The organism is Paenibacillus lacisediminis (genome assembly GCF_046567315.2).
In genome coordinates this window covers 60,368-85,013 of the sequence record NZ_JBKIAX020000021.1, presented here as the reverse complement: position 1 = coordinate 85,013, position 24,646 = coordinate 60,368, and the positions used below count along the sequence as shown (strand labels likewise).

The following is a 24,646-nucleotide window of genomic DNA, read 5'->3' as shown; positions in this document are numbered from 1 at the left end:
GGGGATAAACGTATGAAATCCGAAAAAATTTCCGATGCCGTAGTACGCCGGCTGCCGGTGTATTTGCGCTTTCTCAACGAACTGAGCCGGCGCGAGGTGCCTACGGTTTCCTCACAGGAGCTCGGCCAGAAGCTCGACCTCAATCCGGCCCAGATCCGCAAAGATCTGGCCTACTTTGGCGATTTCGGGCGAAAGGGCATCGGCTACGATGTCGCGTATTTGATCGAGAAAATCCAGGAAATTCTCAATCTGGACCAACAGGTCAACGTTGCGCTGGTCGGCGCCGGTAATTTGGGGCACGCGCTTTCGAATTACAACGCTTATTTGAAGGACAACATGAAAATCGTGGCGGTGTTTGACGCGTCTCCGGCGAAGATCGGCACGCAGATCAATAACATCACAATCCAGCCGATCGAAGAGCTGACGGAAACGGTGCGGGAGAAAAATATCCGGATCGGGATTATTACCGTGCCTGATTTTGAAGCGCAGCGCGTGGCGGATCAACTGGTGGCGGCGGGAATCGGGGCGATTCTGAACTTTGCCCCTACAATTCTGAAGGTGCCGCCGGAAGTCCGCATTCATGCCGCCGATTTCACGACCGATTTGCTCAGTTTGGCGTATTACTTGGATAACGGAAACGGAAAGGAACAACCTGCTCATGAGTCGTAAATGGTTAATCAAGAACGGAACCTTTGTCGTGTTCGACCAGGCCCGTTCTATTGTTAAAGGCTATATGCTCGTTGAGGGCGATACGATCTCCTATATCGGCGAGCAGCTTCCGGAAGGCGCGGCAGACGCGGAAACTTTTGACGGAAACGGGCTGCTGTTTATGCCGGGGCTGATCAACACGCATGGCCATGCGGCGATGTCGCTATTGCGCGGTTACGGCGACGACATGGTGCTGCAGACATGGCTTCAGGAAAAAATGTGGCCGATGGAAGCCAAATTCACCGCCGGCGACGTGTACGCCGGGACGGCGTTGGCTGTGCTGGAGATGCTTAAGGGCGGGACGACCACCTTCCTGGACATGTACGACCATATGGATGAAGTGGCCAAAGTCGTGCAGGAATCGGGCATTCGGGCTGTGCTGATGCGCGGCGTTATCGGGTTGTGCCCGTCGGATGTGCAGCAGCAGAAGCTGAACGAAGCGATCGCGTTTGCGAAAAATTGGCACGGTCAAGCGGACGGCCGAATCACGACGATGATTTCGCCGCATGGGCCGTACACGTGTCCGCCGGAATTTTTCGAGAAATTCGTGCAAGCGGCTCATGATCTGGATCTGCCGATGCATACGCATATGTCAGAGACGCGGGCGGAAGTGGAGCAAAACGTGAACGATTACGGGGTCAGACCGGTTCAGCATTTGCTGAACCTCGGGATGTTCTCCCGCCCATCGCTGCTTGCTCACGCCGTGCATTTGACCGATGAAGAGATCGAGATTTTGGCGGCGCATAACGTGGCGGTGTCGCACAATCCCGGCAGTAACCTGAAGCTGGCCAGCGGCGTGGCGCGAGTACCGGAACTGCTAGGCAAAGGCGTGGTCGTGTCGCTTGGGACGGACGGGGCCGCCAGCAACAACAACCTTGATATGTTGGAGGAGGTCCGCCTTGCCGCGTTGATCCACAAAGGCGTTTCCGGCGATCCTACCGCCGTTCCGGCGCTGGAAGCCCTCAAAATGGGTACGGAATACGGAGCGAAATCGGTGTTTTTGCCGAATACGGGGAAACTTGCGGCCGGCATGAAGGCGGATTTTATCGCGCTGAATACGGAACAGGCCCATTTCCTGCCAAGGACGGATTACGTTTCCCATGTCGTCTATTCGGCCGGTTCCAAAGACGTAGAGCATGTGTGGGTTAACGGTGAGCAGGTGGTCAAACACGGGGCTTGCCTTACCCTCGACGAGGAGCGTATCCGCCATGAGGCGCAGGCGGCCTTCGAAGGGCTGCTGGCCCGGTAGAGGTTTGGTCTTGAACGGTGCGTGAGGTTGCAGTTGCAGCAGTGTGGCTAGGGTCGTGATCGTGTTGCGGTTGCAGTTGCAGCAGTGGCTTTGGTCATGATCGTGGCTGTGACTGAGCCTGTGATTGCGCCTATGGCTGCGTTAATGACTGCGTTAATGACTGCGTTAATGACTGCGTCAATGCCTAAGCCTGCGATTGCGCCGATTTAGCGGTAAAAAAAGGCGTTATTTTCGGATTTGAAGAGGTCTCGGCCACAATAAGGGACATTTTTGTCGTTATTTTCCTGCCCTGGCCGTGATTAAGGTGGATATTGCCGTCTTCGGAGGAAATAAGGCCTAAATTTACCGCTATTTTGCGGACACAAGGTAAAATTGTTCGAATAACGACCCAAATTACCGTTATTTTTCTGCGATTGTGCGAGTATGTGCGAATGGTGGGTTTAAACGACTGGCTACAGGGGAAAGGAAGAGAAGGTTGAGAAAGAGAACCAAGTGGCTCCTGCTTTCGCTGCTGATTTTAGTGATCGTGCTTTTTGCCCTTCACCGTTTTTATATCTATGTTCTTCAAGATACTTGGGCAAGCGAGAATGCAGTGATAGAGCAGGCGAAACAGGAGACGGACCTGGTCCAGGGCGATAAAGTCTGGAAATCGGTATGGGACGAAGTGTGCTGGGTGGTGCAGGGCAAAGACGCATCCGGCCGCGCGATGATGGTGTGGCTGCGGGAAGGGCATACACCCGAGGTGCGGCTGCTTTCGGAAGGCGTGTCGGAGGACCAGGTGCGGGCGATCATCAACAAAGGCCTGCCCGGAATCAATATCGTCAGGCTAGTGCCCGGCATCTATAATGAACGGCTGGTGTGGCAGTTGTTTTATAAACAAAAGGATCATCATTACTACCGTTTTTATGATTTCGGCACCGGCGAAGCGTTAGAGGATGTATTTACGCTTCCGAACCGCTGATCCTCCATGGCGTTAACCGAATAAGAGATTTGAAGCATACGGTTTCTATGTTCAGTTGCTTGAACGTGGAAGCCGTTTTTTTGTAATATAGAAACAAACGTTCGCTATGCATGATCATTTTATTTTTTAGGAGGGGTATGCACTTGGCGGGTTCTGATCAAATGCTGCACGAGGAAGGTATTTATAACGATTTAAGAAAATCGTTTCAGGACTATTTTGGATTACGTATCCTGCACGCAACCACGATCAAACGCGGCTGGCTTAATTTAAAATGGAAAGTTGCAACGGATTCCGGAGAATATGTTCTTAAACAATACAATAAAGAAAGGTATCGGTTATACAATCCGAGCCAGCTTTCTATTGCGCTTTCCCAGCAAATAAGATTATTCCGCCAAGGTATTGCCTGTCCTAATATTGTTACATACCAAGACCAAATCTTGCTGGAGTCCGAGCATGGGGAAAAATTCATTGTCATGCAATATTGTAAAGGGAAACTGGTCCCTCCGGGGGAGGTCAACTCCTCTCAAATTCATGATTTAGGGAGAATGGCGGGCAAAATGCACCGGCTGCTGAATGACGGAACGCTTGCCAGGAGAAACGCCCCAAATTTTATACCGCCAAGTCGTGAGGAACGTTTAACTTATTGGAAATCGGTCTGGGCTCAAGCGGAAGCGGCAGGTAAAACGAACATTCTCGAACCTATCGAAAAACAACTTTTGGCCACCGAATTGGCGGATGTGGAAGTTTTTGCGGGAATACCGCAAGGTTGGGCACACCGCGATTTATGGGTGGATAATTTGTTGTTTGACGATCATCGGTTATCGGCTATTTTGGATTTCGACCGGCTCAATTTTGAATATCCCTGGCTTGATGTTGCTCGGGCGACCATGTCATGCGCCTTTAAGGAGACTCTGGATGTTTCTTTAGCTGCGGCGTTTCTTCAAGGATATGGCGAAGAATGCCCGTTGCAGGAAGGATTGTTGGTTCGCTCGTTGCAACTGTTGTGGTATATGGAAAGTGTTTGGTGGATTAATGAAAAGATGGATCAACACAGCGTCCCGCCTGCCCGGTTCGCCAAAGAAATGGGGTGGCTCGCCGACCATCTAAACGAATTGCCTGTTCTGCTTGAGAATATGTAGCAGTGAACCCATTTAAAATTTGAAATATAGTCATACTTTTTTTCGATAATTGATAGATCATGTGATATACTCTTATTTGTGGATTTGATATATGGTTTGATATATCGAAAATTATATCCGATAAGCAATGGTTTTTGCTAAAAGTAACCATATCAGAAATATAGATAAGGGGGACATCACGTGAAACTGCGTATTGGACCAATTGTATCGAGTGTTGTCATTTCCGCCGTATTACTGTTTGGCGGATGGTTCATATATCGGCAGTGGGCGATTGAGCGTCCGCTGGAAAATATCGTAAAAACTTATGATGGCGTAAACGGCGTTCAGTTGGATATTAAGCCGAATGAACTTGCCGTGAAGCTGGATCTCGCACCCGGGACGGATCTCGGCAATCTGGTAAAGAAAATAGAACAAGACGGAAAGTGGCAAATCGGCAGCCGGACGCTGAAGCTGGACGTGAAAGATCATTCCTCGCCGGTTTTGGACGAGTTGTGGCAGAAGGCGCTGTTCAGCGTGGCGCAGGCGATGGAAACAAAGAAGTATACGGAAATCACGTCCGCGCTGGAGCAGATGGAGCAGGCGAACGCCAAGGTGACGGCCAGAGCGGAGATGGACGAGGATAATGTCTACATTACGCTGACGGACGGACAAGCCAGCAAGTTTATCATTTTGCCGCGGACTCCGGAACGATTGGGGGCATGGCCGAATGCGTAAATGGATGGTAGAGGCGGCGGTAGGATTTATTCCGGTGCTGCTCGTGTTCATGGCGATCGTTGGTTATAACGTCGTGCCGCTTGTGATTTTATTTGTTTTGTTCGGCGTGTTGTTTGCGGCGATCAAAATGCGCGGGGGCGGAATTGCGATCGGAGCGGCCCAGCAGCGGAAAAGCCAGCAAAGAGGCCCGGCCAAGCTGACGTTCGAGGAAATCGGCGGCCAGGAGAGCGCTAAGCAGGAATTGCGCGAAGCGCTTGATTTTATGGTGCGCCACGAGGAAATCAGCAAATTTGGCATCCGGCCGATCAAAGGGATTTTGTTGACGGGTCCTCCCGGGACCGGGAAAACGCTGCTGGCGAAAGCAGCCGCACAGCATACCAACGCGGTGTTCGTGGCGGCTTCGGGCTCCGAATTTGTGGAGATGTACGTCGGTGTGGGCGCGAGCCGCATCCGCGACCTGTTTAAGGAAGCGAAGACGCGCGCGGCCAAAGAAAATAAGGAGAACGCGGTTATTTTCATCGATGAGATCGAGGTGATCGGCGGCAAACGGGAAGGCGGACAGCAGCGCGAATACGACCAGACGCTGAACCAGCTCCTGACGGAGATGGACGGCATTTATTCGTCTGACGCGCCGCGCATTCTCCTGATCGCCGCGACCAACCGTAAGGAAATGCTGGACGGCGCTTTGCTCCGGCCGGGCCGTTTTGACCGGCATATTCAGGTCGATCTGCCCGATAAAAAGGGCCGGCTTCACATTCTGGAGCTGCATGCGAAAAACAAGCCGATGCACGAAAGCGTCAGCCTGGAGAAGGTGGCCGAGGAATCGTTTGGATTTTCGGGGGCGCAGCTCGAAAGCGTCATGAACGAAGCGGCCATCTACGCGATGCGCGAAGGCGTGGCCGAAATCCTGCAGCCCCATCTGTCGATGGCGATCGATAAGGTGATGATGGGCGAGAAGACGGACCGGCAGGCGAACGAGGAAGAGAAGCGCCGTGTGGCGATCCACGAGCTCGGCCATGCAATCGCCGCTGAGGTTGTGGCTCCGGGCAGCGTGAATCAAGTCGCGCTTAGCCCGCGCGGCAGAGCACTTGGCTATGTACGGCATAACCCGCAGGATGAAAAATATTTGTACACGAAAGACTATCTCGAAGGACAAATCATGGTTGCTCTGGCGGGCGCGGCCGCGGAAGAAATTTATTACGGCGGGCGCAGCACGGGCTCGAGCAACGACTTTGAACAAGCGCTGAGAATCGTCCATACGATGATGACCTCCGGACTGACTTCGCTTGGCATCGTCAACATGGATATGGTGACGACGGAGGTTTTGATGAACGAAAATACGCGGATTTTGGATGAACTGTCCGCAAAGACAAAAGAAATGCTAATCCAATATTCAACAGTATTCGACAAGTCGCTCGAAGTATTATTTAAAGAAGAACGCCTTTCCGGCGAACAATTCCGATGTCATTTTCGTGACAGTCTGCATTTACCGGCATAAAACTTGATGCCGGTTATTTTTTTTACTTTTTCGTCATGCTAAGATATTATTATATGTTGGGTATAAAAAGATGTATTATTCGACATCTGGGGAACAATATTATGCAGAGATCATGAAAGGATGGAGCGAGAGGACCATGAATTACAAAAAAATAGGCGTCATCGGCGGCGGCACGATGGGGCAGGGCATCAGCGAAATGCTCGCGGGCAAAGGGCTCGATGTGCTGCTGGTGGAGGAAACAAACGAAAAATTGGACCATGCTTACAGCATGATTGAGACGAGTCTCGATAAGCAGCTCGAAAAATGGGCGATTACGCAGGCCGAGAAAAAGCTGATTTTATCCCGAATCCATAAAGTAACTCATTTTGCCGAACTCGGCACCTGCGATATGGTCATTGAGACTATTTCGGAAGATGTGAACGCTAAAAAAGAAGTGTTCAAGCAGTTGGATCAGGTTTGCCCTAGCCACATTATTTTGGCAAGCAATACGTCGACCCTCAGTTTGACGGAAATCGCCGGTTCCACGAAATATCCGGAACGCGTCATTGGCATGCACTTTATTTATCCTGTTGCCAAAATCGATCTGGTTGAAATTATCCGCGGCTTGAAAACTTCGGATTCCACATTCGAAGAAACGAAACGTTTCGTGGAGGAAGTTGTGGAGAAGCGCGGCATCATGGTATATGAATCCCCGGGCTTCGTTACGTCCCGGATTATTTGCGTTATGATCAACGAAGCGCTGCACGTGCTTGGCGAAGGTGTCGCCTCCGCGGAAGAAATCGACGAAGCGATGCGCATGGGATACCAATTCCAATACGGGCCGTTGGAAATGGCCGACCGCTTCGGCCTGGATTCGGTGCTGGCCGCGCTGGAACGGATGTTCCGCGAATTCGGCGAACTGAAATACCGTCCATCCTTTGTGCTGAAGAAAATGGTTCGCGCCGGCAATCTGGGCGTGAAAACGGGCGAAGGATTTTTCAAATACGATAAGGACGGTGACCGGCTGTGAAAATTTTAGTTATTAATGCGGGCAGTTCCTCGCTGAAATACCAGTTGTACGACATGGCGGACGAATCCGTATTGGCCAAAGGACTTGTTGAACGGATCGGTATGGATTCCTCCATTTTGACCCATAAGCCGACAGGGAAAGAAGAAGTGACCGAAGTCAGCGATATTTTGGAGCACACCACGGCGATGCGTAAAGTGCTGGACAAACTTATGGACAAAACGCACGGCGTTCTGGATTCCATCGACGAAATTGATGCCGTTGGCCACCGCGTCGTTCATGGCGGGGAAGCTTTCAAAAGCTCGGCGTTGATCACCGGGGAAGTCAAATCGGAAATCCGCCGCCTGTTCGATCTGGCTCCGTTACATAATCCGCCAAGCATGATGGGGATTACCGCGGCTGAAGCGAATCTGCCGAACGTACCGCATACGGTCATATTCGATACGGCGTTTCACCAAACGATGCCGGAGAAAGCGTATCTGTACGCGATTCCGAAAGTGCTCTACAAGAAGCATAAGGTTCGCCGTTACGGTTTCCACGGCACATCGCATGCTTATGTGAGCAAGACAGCCGCTGAATTTTTGAACCGTCCGATCGAAGATCTCAAAATTATTACTTGCCATATCGGCAACGGTGCCAGCCTGACCGCGGTTAAGGATGGGGTTTCCGTCGATACTTCCATGGGGATGACACCGCTCGAAGGCCTGATCATGGGCACGAGAAGCGGAGATCTTGATCCGGCGATCGTTCCGTACGTGATGAACAAAGAGGAGCTTACGATCAATGAAGTGAACTCCATGTTGAACAAGCACAGCGGGCTTTTGGCCATTTCCGGCAGCAGCAGCGACATGCGGGACATTACGGACGGCTGGGAAGCCGGCAAGCCGAATGAAACGCTCGCTTTTGAAATGTACGAATACCGTCTGCGCAAATATATCGGCGCTTACGCCGCAGCGATGGACGGCGTCGACGTAATCGTCTTTACCGCCGGGGTCGGCGAAAATTCGGCGATCGTCCGCGAGGCGGTGTGCCAAAACCTCACTTATCTTGGCGTCGAAATCGACAAAGAGCTGAACAAGGTTCGTTCCGGCGACCCGCGCCGCATCTCTACGGCGAATTCCAAAGTGGAGGTTCTGGTCGTGCCGACGAACGAAGAGCTGATGATCGCCCGCGATACGCTCCGGATCGTGCAGGAATCAAAGGGCTGAACCGCGAATTAAATTGACTATAGGTTAAATATATTGTGACGTTAGAGGAGAGATAAAGACATGGCGGTCAAAACCGTGATTCGTCAAGTGAATGAGCATGTCGGGGAGACGGTTGTTATCGGCAGCTGGCTGAATAACAAACGCTCCAGCGGAAAAATCCAGTTTCTGCAGCTGCGCGACGGCACCGGATATATCCAGGCGGTCATCGTGAAAAGTGAAGTGTCGGAGGAAACCTGGGACCGGGCCAAAAGCTTAACCCAGGAATCCTCGCTGTACGTGACGGGAGTCATACGCGAGGAGCCCCGTAGTACGTCCGGTTACGAAATGACGGTAACGGATCTGGAAATCATTCATTTGACCGAAAACTATCCGATAACGCCGAAGGAACATGGCGTCGATTTCTTGATGGACCATCGTCATTTATGGCTTCGTTCCAGCAAACAGCGGGCGATCATGGTGATTCGCGCGGAGATCATCCGCGCCGTGCAGCAGTTTTTTGACCAAAACGGATTTACGCTGGTGGATCCTCCGATTTTAACGCCGACCTCCGCGGAGGGAACGACCAACCTGTTCCATACCAAATATTTCGATGAAGACGCCTATTTGACGCAAAGCGGACAGCTTTACATGGAAGCGGCCGCCATGGCGCTCGGCAAAGTGTATTCTTTCGGGCCGACGTTCCGTGCCGAGAAATCGAAAACGCGCCGCCACTTGATCGAATTTTGGATGATTGAACCGGAAATGGCGTTTACGGATCATGAGGAGAGCCTGGTGATTCAGGAGAAATTCGTTACCTACGTGGTGCAGTCGGTGTTGAAAAACTGCCGCACCGAGCTGGAAACCCTTGACCGCGACATCTCCAAGCTGGAAAACATCCAGGCTCCGTTCCCGCGGATTACTTATGATGAAGCGATTGAATATCTGCATACGCAGGGCTTTGATATTCCTTGGGGCGAGGATTTCGGAGCGCCGCATGAGACGGCGATCGCGGAACGTTACGACAAGCCGGTGTTTATCACGCATTATCCGGCGGCGATCAAGGCGTTTTACATGAAGCCGGACCCGAACCGGCCGGAAGTGGTGCTGTGCGCCGATATGATCGCGCCGGAAGGATACGGCGAAGTCATCGGGGGCTCCCAGCGGATCGATGATCCGGAATTGATGGAGGCCCGGTTCCAGGAGCACAACCTGTCACCGGAAACCTATCAGTGGTACCTCGATTTGCGGAAGTACGGCTCGGTACCGCACTCCGGTTTCGGGCTCGGGCTCGAGCGTACCGTCGCCTGGATCTGCGGACTTGACCATGTGAGGGAAACGATTCCGTTCCCGCGTATGCTGTATCGTTTGTATCCATAACGGACGGCGGGAGAGGAAGGTGGGATAACGGCGATGACCGAGAGTAAAAAATCGCTGGCCAAGGGCATCGTTTTGGGGATGCGCAGCGGATCGGTGAATGTGCCTTATCCGCTGCTGCTCCATTACCGCGACCTTCATTTAAGCGATACGGAAGCGATGCTGCTGATCCAATTGCTGGCGTTCCAGCAGGCCGAACAGAACGATTTTCCTTCGATGGAGCAATTGGAGCTGCGGCTGGATATTGCCCCCGGAGGGCTTGCCGCCGTTTTGCGCCGCCTGTTGAAGGAAGGTTGGATCAGCATCGATGAAACGGTCGATGAGACCACGGGCGTTCAGTCGGAACGCTACAATTTGTCGGGGATGTACGAGCGGCTAGGCCAATTTCTCGCGGAAAAGCAAAGCTCCTTGGAAAAGGACCAGCTTTGGGGAGGCCTCGGGTCCGAGCCGCCGGAAGACCAGGAGCGCAATCTCTTCGTCATTTTCGAGAAAGAATTTGCCCGCCCGTTGTCTCCGATGGAATGCGAAACGATCTCCGGCTGGGTGGACCAGGATCAATATCCGGAAGAACTCATTTTGCTGGCTTTGAAGGAAGCCGTATTTGCCGGGAAAGTGCATTTCCGCTACATTGACCGTATCCTGCTTGAATGGAGCCGCAACCGCGTACGGACGGCGGAGGACGCAAGAGCCTACACGCAGCGGTTCCGCGGCGGCATGCGATAAATTGAAAAGGACTGCTCGCTTCTTGACAGAAGCAGCGGTCCTTTTTTTGTATTTTACATGAATCATGATTTAAAAACATACTAGTAACTATCTATCAGCGTATGATTGAATCAGGAGACTGTAAATTTAACTGGAGGTCGTTCGCATGCAAGGCTGGATCATATACAAAAGCTCCACCAATGACGTAAAGCCGGAAACCTATGAAATAAAACGGCTGATGGAAGAGGCTGAAAAGCAAGGGGTCAATGTGCGGGTGTTTACTCCGGAACAGTTTGAGTTGATCGTTACCCGGGACGATCGCAAAAGTGTGATGGTGGGCGGGGAAGTGCTGCAGCTGCCCGATTTCGTGTTGCCGAGGATGGGTGCGGGAACGAATTATTTCGCTTTGGCGCTGATCCGCCACTTGGAGCGGCTGGGGGTGCGCACGTTTAATTCGTCCCAAAGCATCGACACGGTCAAAGACAAGCTTTTCACCCTGCAAATATTAGCCGAATACAATTTGCCCGTCCCGAAAACGATGCTGATCCGCTCGAAAGTGGATGTGGACCTGGTCGAAAAGCATTTGGGTTTCCCGGTCGTCGTCAAGACGATTTCCGGCTCGCAGGGGAGCGGCGTGTTTTTGGCGGAAACGAAATCGAAATTCATCGATTTGCTGGAAATGATCAACGCTTATAAAGAAAACGCCACGATGATCCTGCAGGAATTCGTCGAGTCCAGCCGGGGGATGGATCTGCGCGTACTGACGATCGGCGGGCGCGTCGTTGCGGCGATGAAGCGAATGTCCGGCAATGACAGCTTTAAGGCCAACTATTCCCGCGGCGGGTCGGTCGAGCCGTTTGAAATCAACCCGGAAATCGAGTGGCTGGCGCTGGAGACGGCACGACTGTTGAATCTTGACATTGCCGGCATCGACCTGCTGTTCGACGGGGACCATTACAAAATTTGCGAAGCCAATTCCTCCCCGGGATTTGAAGGGCTTGAATCCTGCTGCCGGGTGAATATTGCCGAGGAGATTTACAATTTTTTGCGGGTGCGGTTGAACGTGTTTGAGTAGGGGAATTTCGGGTAGAGAGGGGTGCGTTGCCTGCGTTTTTGTAGAAGTTGCTGAAATAGCGGCATAATGCACAGGTGATAGAGGAGGATCAGAGGGGGCTGGAGGCTAAAGGACACCAGAGACGTTATCTGCGGAAAAACGAAGGTTTGCAAAATCTAACGGACAGAGATGACTCTATTTACCTCGAATTGGCCAGGTTGAGCTCGTTTAGAGCGAATTAGGGTCATATGAGTCCGTTACACTGGGAAATACCCGGGAAATAGGCGGATAAGGCCGCTGGTGTCCGTTAGAGCAGCATCCCAGCGTGCAAAGAGCCGAAGACTCGGTGCTTATAGGTTTGCACCACGAAGGACCTCGCCAGCGGCGAGGTTTTTTTACTCTCCTTCTTGTTGCCTCCCGGTTACCGGGCTTATCCCTGAATCGCCGCCGCCACGAATATGGCCCATCCCGTCAGGAAGCAAACGCCGCCGAGCGGCGTGATTGCGCCGAGCTTGCGGATGCCTGTCAGGCTTAAGGCATACAGACTGCCGGAGAATAACACGATTCCGGCAAACAGGAACCAGCCGGCCAGGACGATCTGCGAAGCGTGCGCGGACTGGCCGGCGGCAAGCCCTAGCAGCACTAGCCCCAAACCGTGGGCAATATGGTACTGGACGCCTGTTTGGTACGTCTTCTGCCGTTCCTCGGTCAGTATATTTTTCAAGGCATGAGCGCCGAACGCGCCGAGGGCCACGGCGGTAAACATCATGATTCCCCCAAGTGCGAGCATTGTTTGCATGACTGATCACCTCGCTATTATATTACTCTACTGCGGATACGGGAGCAATCGGAACCACCGGCATGGCTGCGGTTCGATACTTAAAAAATAAATGGCTTGTCGTCACCGGACAGCCAAGCTATAATTGATCATGATAATCATTATCATTACGTGTGCATGTGCATGGATTTACGCTTAAGCATCTGCAGTTCGAACTTTAAACTCGGGAAAGGGTAAGATTCGGTTTTGACATGAAAATAACAGGAAACGTAATGCGCATAGGTTTTTGGTATCTGGCAGCTGTATTGATATTGCTCGTTACGATGTTCCTAGCCATATCATATGGGGCTAAAGAGATGACGCTGGGCACGGTATATTCGGCCATTTTTCATTATGATCCCGCCGTGACCACGCATCAAATCATCCACGATTTACGGCTGCCCCGGGTTTTTGGAGCGGCGCTGGTAGGCTCGGCTTTGGCGGTGGCCGGCGCCCTGATGCAGGGAATTACCCGCAATCCGCTGGCGGACACGGGAATTTTGGGGATCAACGCAGGGGCGGCTTGCGTGGTGGCGTTAAGCTTTGCCTTTTGGCCAGGGATTTCTTATAGCGGCCTTATGCTGTTGTCCTTCGCGGGGGCTGCCGCAGCTTGCCTGATCATTACGGCGCTGGCTTCTTTTTCCGCCGGTGGCATGACCTCGCTGCACCTGACAGTTGCGGGGACGGTAATGGCCTCGATTCTTAGTTCGGTCAGCAGCGGCATCGCTATTTACTTTGACCTCAATCAGGATCTCGCCTTCTGGTACGCCGGAGGCGTGGGTGGCGTAACTTGGGAGCATCTTCGAGTGCTTACGCCGGTCATTCTCTTAACGCTGCTGGGGTCGGTTTCGTTAGGCAAACCCCTGTCTTTTTTGGCGTTGGGCGAGGAATCCGCATCCAGTTTGGGCGTGAAGACCGGAAGAATCCGGCTGCTCGGGATGGCGGCGGTCGTCATCCTGGCCGGTTCCGCCGTATCCGTGGCGGGATCGATCAGCTTTGTCGGCCTGGCGGTTCCGCATATCGTCAGAAAGCTGGTTGGCGTAAACTACCGCAATATTATCGGGTTATCGGCTTTGCTGGGGCCGGTACTGCTGTTGTGGGCCGATTTTGGAGCCAGGATGATCAATCCGCCGCGCGAGCTGGCGATCGGGATTCTCGTGGCCCTAGTTGGCGTTCCTTTCTTTTTATATCTTGCCCGGCAGGAAAGGAGGGAGCTGTAAATGGCGGCAAACCGTTTGCGGCGCGCTGTGGCGGCGGGCATTATTTTGCTTGGAATCGCGGCTGCGGTGGTGCTGATCAGCATCAATACCGGAACGATCCGCTTGTCGCCCGCGGCGGTGATTCGGACGCTGTTCGGCAACGGCACGGCGGAAGAAAATTTGATTCTCTTCGATTACAGGCTGCCGCGAATTATCATCACGATCCTGGCAGGAGCGGGCTTGAGCGTGGCGGGGGCTGTTTTGCAGGGGATATCACGCAATGCGCTGGCCGATCCCGGGATCCTCGGCATTCATTCCGGCGCAGCGTTTGGTTTGATCGTGTTCGTTTCTTTTTTTCGGACGATGGAAGGTCCTGTATCCTTGCTTATTCCGCTGTTCACCTTCGCTGGCGGTCTGATCGCCGCGCTGATCATTTTTGCGTTTGCTTACGACCGGCACCGCGGAATCATTCCGATCCGCTTGATATTGGTAGGAATATGCATCGGTGCGGGGCTCAGCGCTCTGACGCTGATGCTGTCGCTTCATCTGGATGAAACGACCTACACGTTTACGGCGCGCTGGCTGGCGGGAAGCGTCTGGGGGAGGGAGTGGGTGCATGTCTGGACCTTGCTGCCCTGGATCGTCATTCTGACGCCGATCGTCTATTTCCATTCCAGTACGATGGACGCGTTTGGGCTGGGAGACGAACTGGCGGTCGGCGTCGGCACGAAGCTGACGCCTAAGCGTTTGATGCTCCTGCTGCTGGCGGTCGCTTTATCCTGCATCAGCGTGGCCACGGTAGGGGGCATCGGCTTTATCGGCCTGATTGCCCCGCATATCGCCAAACGGCTGGCAGGTCCGGCGCATCGTCATTTCCTGCCATTGGCCGCGCTGATCGGCGTCATTGTTCTGACCGGTGCGGATACGGTCGGAAGAGCTTTGTTCCAGCCTGTTTCCATTCCGGCCGGGGTGGTCGTATCGCTGATCGGCGGGCCTTATTTTCTTTATTTGCTGTTTCGCTCCAAACATGAATAGATTATCGGGAGGTCTTCTTGGAATATGAAAAAAATGTTTAGTGTACTGCTTGCTTTGGTGTTCATCATGGGGGTGCTTACGGCCTGCGGCGGTACTGCCGCGCCGGCTTCGTCCACGGAGGGCCAGCCGGCCGCAAGCGGCAACTTGGAAGGTGACGGGAAGTCTTCGTCCGGCGGCGAACTCGTCATCGATCCCGCGACAGCCAAAATCGCTTCGATGTCCATCCATATTACGAACAATTTGCTGGCCCTGGGGGTTAAGCCGGTTGGTTCCGTCATCGGCGGGGATGTGAAGGATTTTCTGCCTCATGTGAAGGAGCAGCTGGAAGGGACGGTTAAATACGGCGCCGTTGCCGACCCGGATATGGAAGCTCTGCTGGCCAGCAAACCGGACTACATTTTTATCGATTCAGTATACTCGGGGGCGGACCTCGCCAAATTCGAGAAAATCGCGCCTACGATTTCCATAAACATGGACGAGGGTACATGGCGCGATCATTTAAAGCAAATCGCCGGATACGTCGGTCGCGAGGCTGAAGCGGAGAGCTTTATCGCCGGCTACGATGCCAAAGCGCAGCGGGTAAGCGAAAAGATAAAAGCCAAGCTGGGCGAAAACGCCAAAGTCATGGCGATTCGCATGACCGCCAAGGAATTGCGCGTGATGAGCACCGCCAGACCGCTTGGCCCGATCCTGTTTAAGGATCTGGGGCTCCACATGGCGGACGGCGTGGAGAAGATTTCCGCGGATGAGCCTTATGAAGTGATTTCCAAAGAGGTACTGCCGGATTTTGACGCCGACGCGATATTTGTGATCGTCAGCAAAGGCAATGAAGCGGCCGCCAATTTTGCGGAACTGGAGAAAAACGCGGTTTGGCAAAATTTAAAAGCGGTCAAACAAAAGCGCGTTTATGTGCTGGACGGCCAAAAATGGCTGGATTACTCGTCCCTCGGCCAGGATATGGCTTTGGATGACGCGGAGCAGCTGTTTACTAAATAGCAAAAACCGCCCCGAACGACTCTGCCTTTCGTTCGGGGCGGTTTTGTTATTTTTCCGGAAGTTCGATCTGCCCGTAGCCGATCGTTGTGAACCAGTTTTTGACCGTATCGAAGTCGCCTGAGAAGGACAAGCAAAGCAAGAGCAGGATGCGGGCGTGCGCCGCGTTCAAGTTGTCGCCGGCGATGATACCGTCTCCGCTCGAGTAGTTGCTGCCCGAGCCGGTACGAGTCGTCGCGACGAACACGACGCCTTTTTCGATCGCGGCTTTACGCTCTTCGCTCATCGCTTTGGAAATGCCGCCTGCGCCTGTTCCGGCGGTGACGATTCCTTTGGCTCCACCCGCCACAAAACCACTGATCGCTCCGGGGCCGGCATCCTGATAGGAGTAGGCGATTTCGACCTTGGCAAGATCCGTTTTGGAGATTTTGCCCAGGTCAAACGGGGTGGCCCATTCGCCTGCGGATTTCAACGCCCGGAAGGGGGCGCGGTAAACGCGGATGTTGTTTTCGTCGATATATCCAAGAGCCCCGATCTCCGGTGTAACGAAGGTGTCGGTGCGGTAGGAGTTCGTTTTGGTTACATCGCGGGCGGCGTGGAATTCGTCGTTCAGCATCAGTACGGTGCCGAAATGTTTCGTTTTGCCGCTGGCGGCAAGCTTGATCGCGTTAAACAGATTGGCCGGCGCGTCCGTGCCGATCACGGTCCACGGTCTCATCGATCCGGTGACGACAACCGGCTTCGGACTGCGTACGGTCAGATCAAGAAAATAAGCGATTTCCTCCATGGTGTCCGTTCCGCTTGTTACGACGACGCCGTCTTGGGTTTTGAGCGCTTCGTCAACTTTTAAGGACAAATCGTATAATTGCTCAATCGTATAGGCGCTGGACCCGGAATTGCCGAATTGATAGGTGGAGACTTCGGCGATTTGGTCTTTATTCGGGAGGGAAGATACCATATCGGCGATCGGCAGCGAGCCGGCTTTATAGGTCTGAAAGCTCGTTTTATCCGTGGATAATCCGGCAAGAGTCCCGCCGGTGGCGATCACCTGGACTTTGGGCAGCTGCTTGGCGGTTTCGGTTACCACTGTGCCGTTTATGTTCGCTTCGGCAGCGGAAGCGGGGGACAGGTACAGATTGGGAAGCAGGACGGTTACGGCGAGTCCGGCAACCAATATTGTTTTTAAATTGCGGTAATTCCATTTCTTCATTTGATCAGCCTCCAAGATGTGTGGTCAAGTTAACAATATGTAATATAAAGTGACGTATTTAGTGTTAACTTGAAATGATTATAGATTGATGTCATATTATTTGCCAAAACACTTATAGCTTGATGTAAGCGATTAAACGGCGTGTTTTCATACACTTATCATTCATTTTCTTTAGATTAAACATAAAGAATCATGTGGTTCAATTGTTCGTAATGTCAGATAATATTACATATAAATAATGATGCAAATAAGATTGTAGAAAATCGGCGTTTTCAAACGTTAATTTAAAAAGAGTGCAGGGGCAGGATGGGCGGCCAACGTCTATTATTAGGGAGGAGGGGAGAGCGATTGACGAAGCATCGTTTATATTAAGATTCCGGCAGGGGGATCGCAGCGTGTTCCGCTGGCTGGTTCAGGAGTATGGAACCTACATCTACCGCGTAACTTACTCGGTGCTGCATGATGTCAAAGAAGCGGAGGACGCCGCTCAGGAAACCTTCCTGCAAATCTACAAATCTCTCCCGGAATACCGGTCCCAGGGGCTTAAAACCTGGATGACGCGGATCGCCGTCAACAAGGCGATCGATCTGAAGCGGCGCCGCGACCGCCGCAAGGAAGAGCAATGGGATCCGGCCGACCTGGCTGTAAAGCTCCCCGTTCAGGATGACGAGATTTTGCTTAAATTGGTGGATGCGGAACGAAGCCTGGAGCTTCACCGCAAAATCGCCGAGCTTCCGGCGGGACACCGCGAAATCGTGACGGAGTTTTATTTGAAGGGAAAAAGCCATGAACAAATTGCCGCGGACCTGAGTCTTGCGGTAAAAACGGTGGAATCGAGACTGTACCGGGCAAGGGCATACATACGCCGGCATTGGACAAAGGAGGGATGGGGATGAGCGCAGAGAAGGAAATGGATCGCCGGCTGTGGCTCGATTATATTCACGGGAACGTGGACGCCGGGAAGGCGGAGCGGATGGAGGCGCTGCTGCTCGGCGATGAGGAGGCTTTTGCCGCTTACGCGGAAGCTTTGTCATCCCTCGAACAGGAGCTGCCGAAACCTGTGGACGAGCGCATGTTTATGCGAAGCGTGCTCGCGGCGCTGCCGGAAACGGAGCTGCGGCCGCATATGGATAAGCAGGCCAAACGCTGGAGCAGGCATCCTCTGTTTCATTATGTGATCGCCGCGTCCGTTACCTTGCTGCTGCTTAGCGGCGGCTTTTTTGACCGGCTTGCCGCCGGCGCGAACTATATGATGGATTTGAACCGTTCGCAGGATGCTTCGATCAGCCGGCAAATGATGGATACCGCCGCGGGCTGGCTTGATAGATGGAAACGATAAACATTTAAATTTGGAGAAAGGATGAGTACACATGCCGTATGAGCGCAATCGGCTGCTCGGTTTGCTATTGAATTTAATTCCCGGCTTGGGCCATTTATATTGGGGGAACCGGATGAGGGGAGTTTTTTACCCGGTTTGCTTTTTTGGAGGTTTGCTGTTTGGCTTTGTAGTAGCGCTCGCGACCGATACTGAGGAATTGGCGATGGTAACCTTTGTTGCGGCGATCGTTCTTTGGCTGATTTCGATGCTTGATCTGCTCATTTCCATGCTTCGCGAGCCGGCGGAAGTGAAGGCTTATCGCGATCATATGCGGCAGATGTCCGGAGAAGGGCTGGAGTCGGAAAAATTTTTCACGATTCTGCTGTCATTCGTACCGGGTTTGGGGCATTTTCAGCTTGGGCTGATGCAGCGGGGGTTGTCGTTTCTGGTCGCTTTTTTCGGATTGATTACGGTCTTGATTTTCGTAACAGGGGTTACCCATGAATCGGGATTTCTGCTGTTTTTGGGCCTATTGCCGATCATTTGGCTATACGCCATGTTTGATGCGGTGCAGCTGGTGCACCGGAAGCTGGCCGGGGAAATACTCGTCGATCGTACTCTGCTGGATGATTGGGAGTCCGGGCGGATCGAAGGGCGCCGCAGCAAGGTGCTGGCCACGCTGCTGTCCGCTTTCCCCGGCGCCGGCCAAATGTACCTGGGTCTGCAAAAACGCGGCCTGCAAATGATGGTGTTGTTCCTAGGGAGCTTCTACATCATCGACGTGCTGCGGTTGTCGGTATTTCTGTTCCTTATTCCGATCATTTGGTTTTATTGCTTTTTTGACGGCCTGCAGCAAACGAGCCGCTACGGAATTTTGCCGATGGAGGACCGGCCGCTTATTGAAACCGGGGGGAATCATCAGCATTTGCTGGGCATCGTTCTGATCGTGCTGGGGATCTATTTTATCGGCATGGAGCTGATCGTACCGGCGATCGACGCCCAGTTCCCCGAGCTTAGGCTTCACAGCCGGATTCGCGAATATTTGCGCCCGCTCGTTGTGGCCGTGGTTCTGATCGGCGGCGGACTCAAACTGCTGCTCAAACCGAAGCGGCGGGACCATCTCTGGAGCGGTGAGGATTTGTGATAGACGAGAGAGATTTTTGCCTAGGGGGCGGGAATCTCTCTATTTTCTTTTCATAGCGCGAATTTGTTACAATGCAAAAGTAGGTTTTGCTAAAAAGGAGAATCGATCGATGTTTAAAATATTTATCGTCGAGGATGACAAGCAGCTTGTAGTCTTGCTGGAGCAATATTTGCACAAGTTTGGCTACAGCACTTTTGCGGTAACGGATTTCGGCGCGGTGAAAGAGGAGTTCGAGCGCTACGCTCCCCATCTCGTGCTGCTGGACGTGAATCTGCCGAAATATGACGGGTATTACTGGTGCCGCCAGATCCGCAACTTATCCACCTGTCCGATCGTGTTTTTATCGGCGAGGGAAGGAAAGATGGATCAGGTGATGGCGCTGGAAAATGGCGGGGACGACTATATCACCAAACCGTTTGATTACGACATCGTTATCGCCAAAATCAAAAGCCAATTGCGCCGCGCGTACGGAACGTACGCCGGAAACGGGAATGAACGCCACGTAACTGCGGCCGGCTTGCGCCTGGACCGCGACCGGCTTCAACTCAGCCTGGGCGAGAACCGGGTGGAGCTTAGTCTGACCGAAATGAAAATATTGGATGAACTGATGAGCAAAAGCGAACAGGTGGTCAGCCGCGACCGGCTGCTTGAGAAAATATGGGACGACCAGGCTTTTGTCGACGACAACACGCTGAACGTTTACGTCACCCGGGTGCGGAAAAAGCTGTCCGCGTTGGGTATCGACGATGCGCTGCAAACCGTGCGCGGCCAAGGCTACCGGCTGGTGCCGAATTGGGGGGAATAGGGGATGCGCCTGTTTATGCGGGAGCAACGTCCGCTGATTGTGGTTTATGTGCTGCAGCTCATTGTGATCACGCTTGTTTACTGGCTGGACGGTTACCGCCATTTGACGATCAGCTTGTACGCCGCGCTGCTGAGCACTTGCTTGCTGGCCGCTTATCTTGTTTTCCGCTACGTAACGAACCGGACGTTCTACCGCCGGCTGGAGGAGCCGCGCGCGGCGATTCGCGGGTTTGGCGAAGTAGAGCCGGGCTCGCCGTTGTCCGACAATTTGCAGCAGTTGCTGAAAACGCAGCACCGTTATTATTTAGCGGAAATCAGCGAACAGCAGAGTAAAATCGAGGGACATCGGCATTTCATCAACCAGTGGGTGCATCAGATGAAGACGCCTTTGTCCGTGATTCATTTGATGGTGCAAAACGACGACGACCCCAAAGCGATAGCGATCGGCGATGAGGTGGACCGGCTGCGCAAAGGCTTGGAGATGGTGCTGTATACCGCACGTTTGGACACGTTTGAGCATGATTTTCTGGTCGAAACGCTTGATTTGGAGCAGCTTGTGAGGTCGGTGGTTTCAGCGCAAAAACGTCTGTTCATCCGGCGCAAAGTGTTTCCGGTCATCGAAATGGAAGAAAAGCTAACGATCGCATCCGACGAGAAATGGCTGTCGTTCGTGCTGACGCAAATCGTAACAAACGCCGTGCGGTATACGACCGAGGAAAACGGTAAAATCCGCTTCCGCGGGTTTGCCCGGGGGCGCGAGGCGGTGCTGGAGATTTCCGACGAAGGCGTAGGCATACCGGAGAGCGATTTGCCGCGGGTGTTTGACGCCTATTTTACCGGGGAAAACGGACGAAGCTTCCAGGAATCCACCGGGATGGGCCTGTACCTCGTCAAACAGATCTGCGGCAAATTGGGGCACCGGGTGGAGCTGGAGTCCCGGGCCGGCCATGGAACGACGGTGCGGATCATGTTTTCCGGCGTCTTTCAATCTTACAACCCTGTAAGGTAACTGTAAGATTAAGCCATGGAGCCGGGGGCGGCCGGCTTTATATAATGGAGACATCCCACCGAGTAAAGGAGCTTAAGGCCATATGGCGGTGCTGGAAGTGCATGGACTATCCAAAATATATGAAGGCAAAATCGCCACCAAAGCGCTGGACGGTGTCACGTTCCGCATCGATAAGGGCGAATTCGTCGGCATTATGGGGCCGTCGGGCAGCGGCAAAACGACGCTGCTGAACGTCATCGCCACCATCGATGAGCCGACCTCGGGAGAAGTGATCCTAAACGGTCAGGATCCGCACCGGCTGAACAAGGAGCAGGCGGCTTTGTTCCGGCGGCGTGAGCTCGGGTTTATTTTTCAGCATTTTAACCTGCTGGACACGCTGACGGCGGAAGAAAACATCGTCCTGCCCTTAACGCTGGACGGGGCGCCGGTCACGGAAATGAAGGCGCGGGCGCGGGAGATGGCGCGCCGGCTCGGCATCGAAGGCATTCTAAGCAAGCGTACCTTTGAGATGTCGGGCGGGCAAATGCAGCGGACGGCGATCGCCCGCGCGCTGATCCATGAGTCGTCGCTGATTTTGGCCGACGAGCCGACGGGCAATCTCGACTCCAAAGCGTCGCGGGACGTGATGGAGGCGTTCGCCGCCATGAACGGGGCGTACGAAGCGACGATCATGATGGTCACGCATGATGCGCTGGCGGCGAGCTACTGTCACCGGGTCATTTTTATCAAAGACGGCAAGCTGTATAACGAGATATATCGCGGGGACAACCGGCAGGCTTTTTTTCAGAAAATCATCGACATGCTGTCGCTGCTGGGAGGGGACAGCCATGACCTTTCGTCAATTCGCCTTTAACAACGTGCTCCGCAACAAACGGACGTATGCCGCTTATTTCCTGAGCAGCTCGTTTTCCGTGATGATTTTTTTCGTCTGCGCGCTGTTCCTGTTTCATCCCGGCCTGCGCGGGCAGGTCGTGTACAGCTCGGCGCTGCTCGTGCTCGCTACGGCGGAAGTGGTCATGTATGTGTTCGCTTTTTTCTTCGTGATTTATTCCGTGGGCTCGTTCCTGCGTTCCCGCAAGCGGGATTTTGGCATTATGCTGCTGCACGGGATGTCGGAGAGGCAATTGCGGAAGCTCGTGTTTCTGGAAAATATGCTGATCGGCGCAAGCTCGATATTATGCGGAATCGGGGCCGGGCTGCTGACGGCCAAGCTGTTTTTGCTGGCTGGTTCCGAGCTGCTGGGCGTATCTCCGCTGCCGTTTCACGTTCCCTGGCCCAGCCTGTTGCTGACGGTCGCCGCGTTTTTGCTGCTGTTTCTGCTGATCTCGCTTTGCACGACGCTGCTGCTCGGCTCGCACCGGCTGATTGAGCTGTTTCAGGCCGGGATGAAGCCGGCGGGGCCGCCGCAGACGTCGGCCGTCTTATCGCTGCTCGCGGCCGGGCTGCTTGGCGGCGCGTATGCGCTGGCGGCGACGGCGACGGCCTCAAGCGTGCTGGTCCGCATGCTTCCGGTCACGGCGATGACGATCGTAGGAACGTATTTTTTCTATACGCAGCTCAGCGTCTTTTTGATCAGGGCGGCGCAAAAACGGCTGCATTTTTATTGGAAAAAAACGAATATGGTCACGGTGTCGAGCCTGGCCTACCGGATGAAGGAAAACGCGCGGATGTTTTTTCTCGTTACGATCATCGCGACGATGGCGTTTTGCGCGGTAGGGACTTTTGCCTCGATTAACCGGCTGGCGGACGGGTTTGCGCAGGATTATCCGGCCGATATCGGGTACGTCGCCAAGGCGGGAAGCAGCGTGGAGGAGAGCCAGCTGCGGCGAATTCGCGGCGAGTTGGACGCTAAAGGAGTGCCGTATCGTACGGAAAGTTTGCCGATTTATTATGCCAAGGTCGTATCTTCGACTTCCGATTTTCCCGTAGCGTGGATGCCGCTGATTTCGTTTTCCGGCTATAAACGGGCCGTGGTGGCGGCGGGGATCGCTTTTGACGAGAAGGCGCCCGCGGACGGGGAGGCGTTGATGCTGCTGAGCTCGGAGCGGGAGTTTCGGCTGTTGGAGCAACGAAAACCGGCCGTTTATGTGTTCGCCGGAGGGGCGGGCATCCAGGTCCGGGAAAGCGGACTGACGCGGCATGTAGCCATCCCGGAATCTTTGATCGAGCGGGCGGGGAACGATCTGGAGGGCTCTTTTTCCGGCCTGGTCGTAAGCGATAACCTGCTGGAGCGGCTGGAGGCGGCGGCAAAGGATGGGGAGCGGCGGGTCGACCGTTTTACCGGATTCTATGTGGATAAAGTGGAAACGACGCTCGGCTTAGCGGCGGAGCTGACGGATCACGGGCGAATGCGCTACGACATGGATAAGCCCTATGCCATGACGGTAAGCGGCACATTATACGAGGTGCAGCGGACGACGTACCGGGCGCTGCTGCTGTTTGCCCTGCTGGTCGGAACGGTGTTTTTCATCGCGGCGGGAAGTTTCCTTTATTTCCGGCTGTACAGCGATCTGGAGTATGACCGGCGGCAGTACGGGGCGTTGGCGAAGCTGGGGCTGACGGAAAAAGAACTGGCCGGCATCGTCACCCGGCAGGTGGGCTTGTTGTTTTTCGTTCCGATCGCGCTGGCGATCGAGCACAGCTTATTCGCGTTTAAGGCGATGCAGAGCTTGTTCAGCTTCTCCGTGGCCTGGCAGACGGTTGTGGTTTTGGCCAGCTTTTTGCTTGCGCAAGCCGCCTATTTTCTGATGATTCGGGCCCGTTATTTGCGCAACGTGAAAAAAGCGATTCGATAAAACGTTTGGAGGTACGACGTGGAAAATAATTGGATTACGGATTTTATGGAGCAGTACGGGTATTTCGGTATTTTTCTGCTCATCGCCTTGGAAAATGTGTTCCCCCCGATTCCGTCGGAAGTGATTTTGACGTTCGGCGGTTTTATGACCACTTACACCAGCCTGACTCCGGCCGGGGTCATCATCGCCTCCACCTTGGGTTCGATCTTGGGGGCGGTGATCCTGTACGGGATCGGTTTGCTGATTAACGTAGACCGGCTGGAAGGATGGATTGACCGCTACGGGCGTTTTCTCCGCCTCAAAAAGGAGGACATCCGCAGAGCGGACGCCTGGTTTGAACGCTACGGCTACTGGACGGTGTTGTTCTGCCGCATGATCCCGCTGATCCGCAGTCTGATTTCCGTGCCGGCGGGAATGGCCAAAATGAAGTTCGGACTGTTCCTGCTGTTTACGACGCTCGGCACGTTGATTTGGAACGTGGCCCTCGTATTGGTCGGCGCGGCGGTGGGAGGCTCCTGGGAAAAAATCGTCGAGTTTATGGACGTTTATTCCCATATCGCCTACGGGGTGATTGCCGTCGCCGCGGCGGCCGTGCTGGTGCTTTGGCTGCGCAAAAGAGGCGCCACCCGCCAGACACCCGAGCAGCCGGAGAAGTCGGCGGACTGATGGACGAAATCATAGGCAGAATGATAGAATGAACGAATGGTAGAATGACAGATGGATTGATTGA

Annotated in this window: 24 protein-coding genes; 22 read left to right on the top strand and 2 right to left on the bottom strand. The window is 53.7% G+C overall.

Annotation, left to right across the window (positions count from 1 at the left end; genetic code table 11):
* The first annotated feature begins 12 nt into the window (after window positions 1–12).
* From ACLD72_RS28120 to ACLD72_RS28070, 11 genes are all read left to right on the top strand, one after another.
* Entirely contained in the window at window positions 13–669 is a 657-nt protein-coding gene (locus tag ACLD72_RS28120; protein WP_411002271.1) for a redox-sensing transcriptional repressor Rex, read from the top strand.
* Window positions 659–1,957 (top strand): amidohydrolase, encoded by a 1,299-nt coding sequence (locus ACLD72_RS28115; RefSeq protein WP_411002272.1) that lies wholly within the window; start codon window positions 659–661, stop codon window positions 1,955–1,957. Before ACLD72_RS28120 ends, ACLD72_RS28115 begins: the two co-directional genes overlap by 11 nt.
* Window positions 1,958–2,432: 475 nt before the next feature.
* On the top strand, window positions 2,433–2,918 hold the full coding sequence (locus ACLD72_RS28110; protein WP_411002273.1) for a cell wall elongation regulator TseB-like domain-containing protein: 486 nt from the start codon (window positions 2,433–2,435) through the stop codon (window positions 2,916–2,918).
* A 143-nt stretch (window positions 2,919–3,061) separates the two neighbouring features.
* Window positions 3,062–4,057: a phosphotransferase gene (locus ACLD72_RS28105; RefSeq protein ID WP_411002274.1), complete on the top strand. Its 996-nt coding sequence runs from the start codon at window positions 3,062–3,064 to the stop codon at window positions 4,055–4,057.
* Between the two features lie 180 nt (window positions 4,058–4,237).
* Window positions 4,238–4,771 (top strand): hypothetical protein, encoded by a 534-nt coding sequence (locus ACLD72_RS28100; RefSeq protein ID WP_411002275.1) that lies wholly within the window; start codon window positions 4,238–4,240, stop codon window positions 4,769–4,771.
* Window positions 4,764–6,269: an AAA family ATPase gene (locus tag ACLD72_RS28095; RefSeq protein ID WP_411002276.1), complete on the top strand. Its 1,506-nt coding sequence runs from the start codon at window positions 4,764–4,766 to the stop codon at window positions 6,267–6,269. The genes ACLD72_RS28100 and ACLD72_RS28095 overlap by 8 nt, the downstream gene beginning before the upstream one ends.
* Window positions 6,270–6,405: 136 nt before the next feature.
* Window positions 6,406–7,278, top strand: a complete 873-nt coding sequence (locus ACLD72_RS28090; protein WP_128634077.1) for a 3-hydroxyacyl-CoA dehydrogenase family protein — start codon at window positions 6,406–6,408, stop codon at window positions 7,276–7,278.
* On the top strand, window positions 7,275–8,483 hold the full coding sequence (locus tag ACLD72_RS28085; RefSeq protein WP_411002277.1) for an acetate/propionate family kinase: 1,209 nt from the start codon (window positions 7,275–7,277) through the stop codon (window positions 8,481–8,483). Before ACLD72_RS28090 ends, ACLD72_RS28085 begins: the two co-directional genes overlap by 4 nt.
* 60 nt (window positions 8,484–8,543) lie before the next feature.
* Window positions 8,544–9,839, top strand: coding sequence for an asparagine--tRNA ligase (gene asnS, locus ACLD72_RS28080; RefSeq protein ID WP_411002278.1), 1,296 nt, complete (start codon window positions 8,544–8,546; stop codon window positions 9,837–9,839).
* A 33-nt stretch (window positions 9,840–9,872) separates the two neighbouring features.
* Window positions 9,873–10,559, top strand: a complete 687-nt coding sequence (locus tag ACLD72_RS28075) for a DnaD domain-containing protein (protein ID WP_411002279.1) — start codon at window positions 9,873–9,875, stop codon at window positions 10,557–10,559.
* A gap of 145 nt (window positions 10,560–10,704) precedes the next feature.
* Window positions 10,705–11,613, top strand: coding sequence for an ATP-grasp domain-containing protein (locus ACLD72_RS28070; RefSeq protein ID WP_251586308.1), 909 nt, complete (start codon window positions 10,705–10,707; stop codon window positions 11,611–11,613).
* Between the two features lie 409 nt (window positions 11,614–12,022).
* Here ACLD72_RS28070 and ACLD72_RS28065 read toward each other — a convergent pair whose 3' ends face one another.
* Window positions 12,023–12,391: a DUF423 domain-containing protein gene (locus ACLD72_RS28065; protein ID WP_411002280.1), complete on the bottom strand. Its 369-nt coding sequence runs from the start codon at window positions 12,389–12,391 to the stop codon at window positions 12,023–12,025.
* 230 nt (window positions 12,392–12,621) lie between these two features.
* Here ACLD72_RS28065 and ACLD72_RS28060 point away from each other — a divergent pair, with 230 nt between their 5' ends.
* Genes ACLD72_RS28060 through ACLD72_RS28050 form a run of 3 tightly spaced genes read left to right on the top strand, consistent with a single transcriptional unit; the run spans window position 12,622 to window position 15,639 of the window.
* The gene (locus tag ACLD72_RS28060) at window positions 12,622–13,629 is read left to right on the top strand and encodes a FecCD family ABC transporter permease (RefSeq protein WP_458476313.1); all 1,008 of its coding nucleotides are present in this window, start codon (window positions 12,622–12,624) and stop codon (window positions 13,627–13,629) included.
* On the top strand, window positions 13,630–14,643 hold the full coding sequence (locus ACLD72_RS28055; protein ID WP_411002282.1) for a FecCD family ABC transporter permease: 1,014 nt from the start codon (window positions 13,630–13,632) through the stop codon (window positions 14,641–14,643).
* Window positions 14,644–14,667: 24 nt separating this feature from the next.
* Window positions 14,668–15,639, top strand: a complete 972-nt coding sequence (locus tag ACLD72_RS28050) for an iron-hydroxamate ABC transporter substrate-binding protein (protein ID WP_411002283.1) — start codon at window positions 14,668–14,670, stop codon at window positions 15,637–15,639.
* A gap of 46 nt (window positions 15,640–15,685) precedes the next feature.
* On the opposite strand, the gene ACLD72_RS28045 is transcribed toward ACLD72_RS28050, so the two are convergent.
* Window positions 15,686–16,846, bottom strand: a complete 1,161-nt coding sequence (locus ACLD72_RS28045; RefSeq protein WP_411002284.1) for an asparaginase — start codon at window positions 16,844–16,846, stop codon at window positions 15,686–15,688.
* Window positions 16,847–17,241: 395 nt separating this feature from the next.
* On the opposite strand from ACLD72_RS28045, the gene ACLD72_RS28040 reads away from it, so the two are divergent.
* The 8 genes from ACLD72_RS28040 to ACLD72_RS28005 all read left to right on the top strand — a co-directional run bounded on the left by ACLD72_RS28040 (window position 17,242) and on the right by ACLD72_RS28005 (window position 24,582).
* Window positions 17,242–17,742 (top strand): RNA polymerase sigma factor, encoded by a 501-nt coding sequence (locus tag ACLD72_RS28040; RefSeq protein WP_411002285.1) that lies wholly within the window; start codon window positions 17,242–17,244, stop codon window positions 17,740–17,742.
* Window positions 17,739–18,185 carry a hypothetical protein gene (locus ACLD72_RS28035; protein WP_411002286.1) on the top strand — a complete coding sequence of 149 codons (447 nt, stop codon included), beginning with the start codon at window positions 17,739–17,741 and terminating at the stop codon, window positions 18,183–18,185. Before ACLD72_RS28040 ends, ACLD72_RS28035 begins: the two co-directional genes overlap by 4 nt.
* 31 nt (window positions 18,186–18,216) lie before the next feature.
* Window positions 18,217–19,308 carry a hypothetical protein gene (locus ACLD72_RS28030; RefSeq protein WP_411002287.1) on the top strand — a complete coding sequence of 364 codons (1,092 nt, stop codon included), beginning with the start codon at window positions 18,217–18,219 and terminating at the stop codon, window positions 19,306–19,308.
* A gap of 109 nt (window positions 19,309–19,417) precedes the next feature.
* Window positions 19,418–20,113 (top strand): response regulator transcription factor, encoded by a 696-nt coding sequence (locus ACLD72_RS28025; RefSeq protein ID WP_411002288.1) that lies wholly within the window; start codon window positions 19,418–19,420, stop codon window positions 20,111–20,113.
* Between the two features lie 3 nt (window positions 20,114–20,116).
* Complete coding sequence (locus ACLD72_RS28020; protein WP_411002289.1) at window positions 20,117–21,121, top strand: sensor histidine kinase; 1,005 nt, start codon at window positions 20,117–20,119, stop codon at window positions 21,119–21,121.
* Between the two features lie 82 nt (window positions 21,122–21,203).
* Complete coding sequence (locus ACLD72_RS28015; protein ID WP_411002290.1) at window positions 21,204–21,974, top strand: ABC transporter ATP-binding protein; 771 nt, start codon at window positions 21,204–21,206, stop codon at window positions 21,972–21,974.
* Window positions 21,949–23,916, top strand: a complete 1,968-nt coding sequence (locus ACLD72_RS28010; protein WP_411002291.1) for an FtsX-like permease family protein — start codon at window positions 21,949–21,951, stop codon at window positions 23,914–23,916. Before ACLD72_RS28015 ends, ACLD72_RS28010 begins: the two co-directional genes overlap by 26 nt.
* Before the next feature lie 45 nt (window positions 23,917–23,961).
* Window positions 23,962–24,582: a DedA family protein gene (locus ACLD72_RS28005; RefSeq protein ID WP_411002337.1), complete on the top strand. Its 621-nt coding sequence runs from the start codon at window positions 23,962–23,964 to the stop codon at window positions 24,580–24,582.
* Window positions 24,583–24,646: the final 64 nt, after the last annotated feature.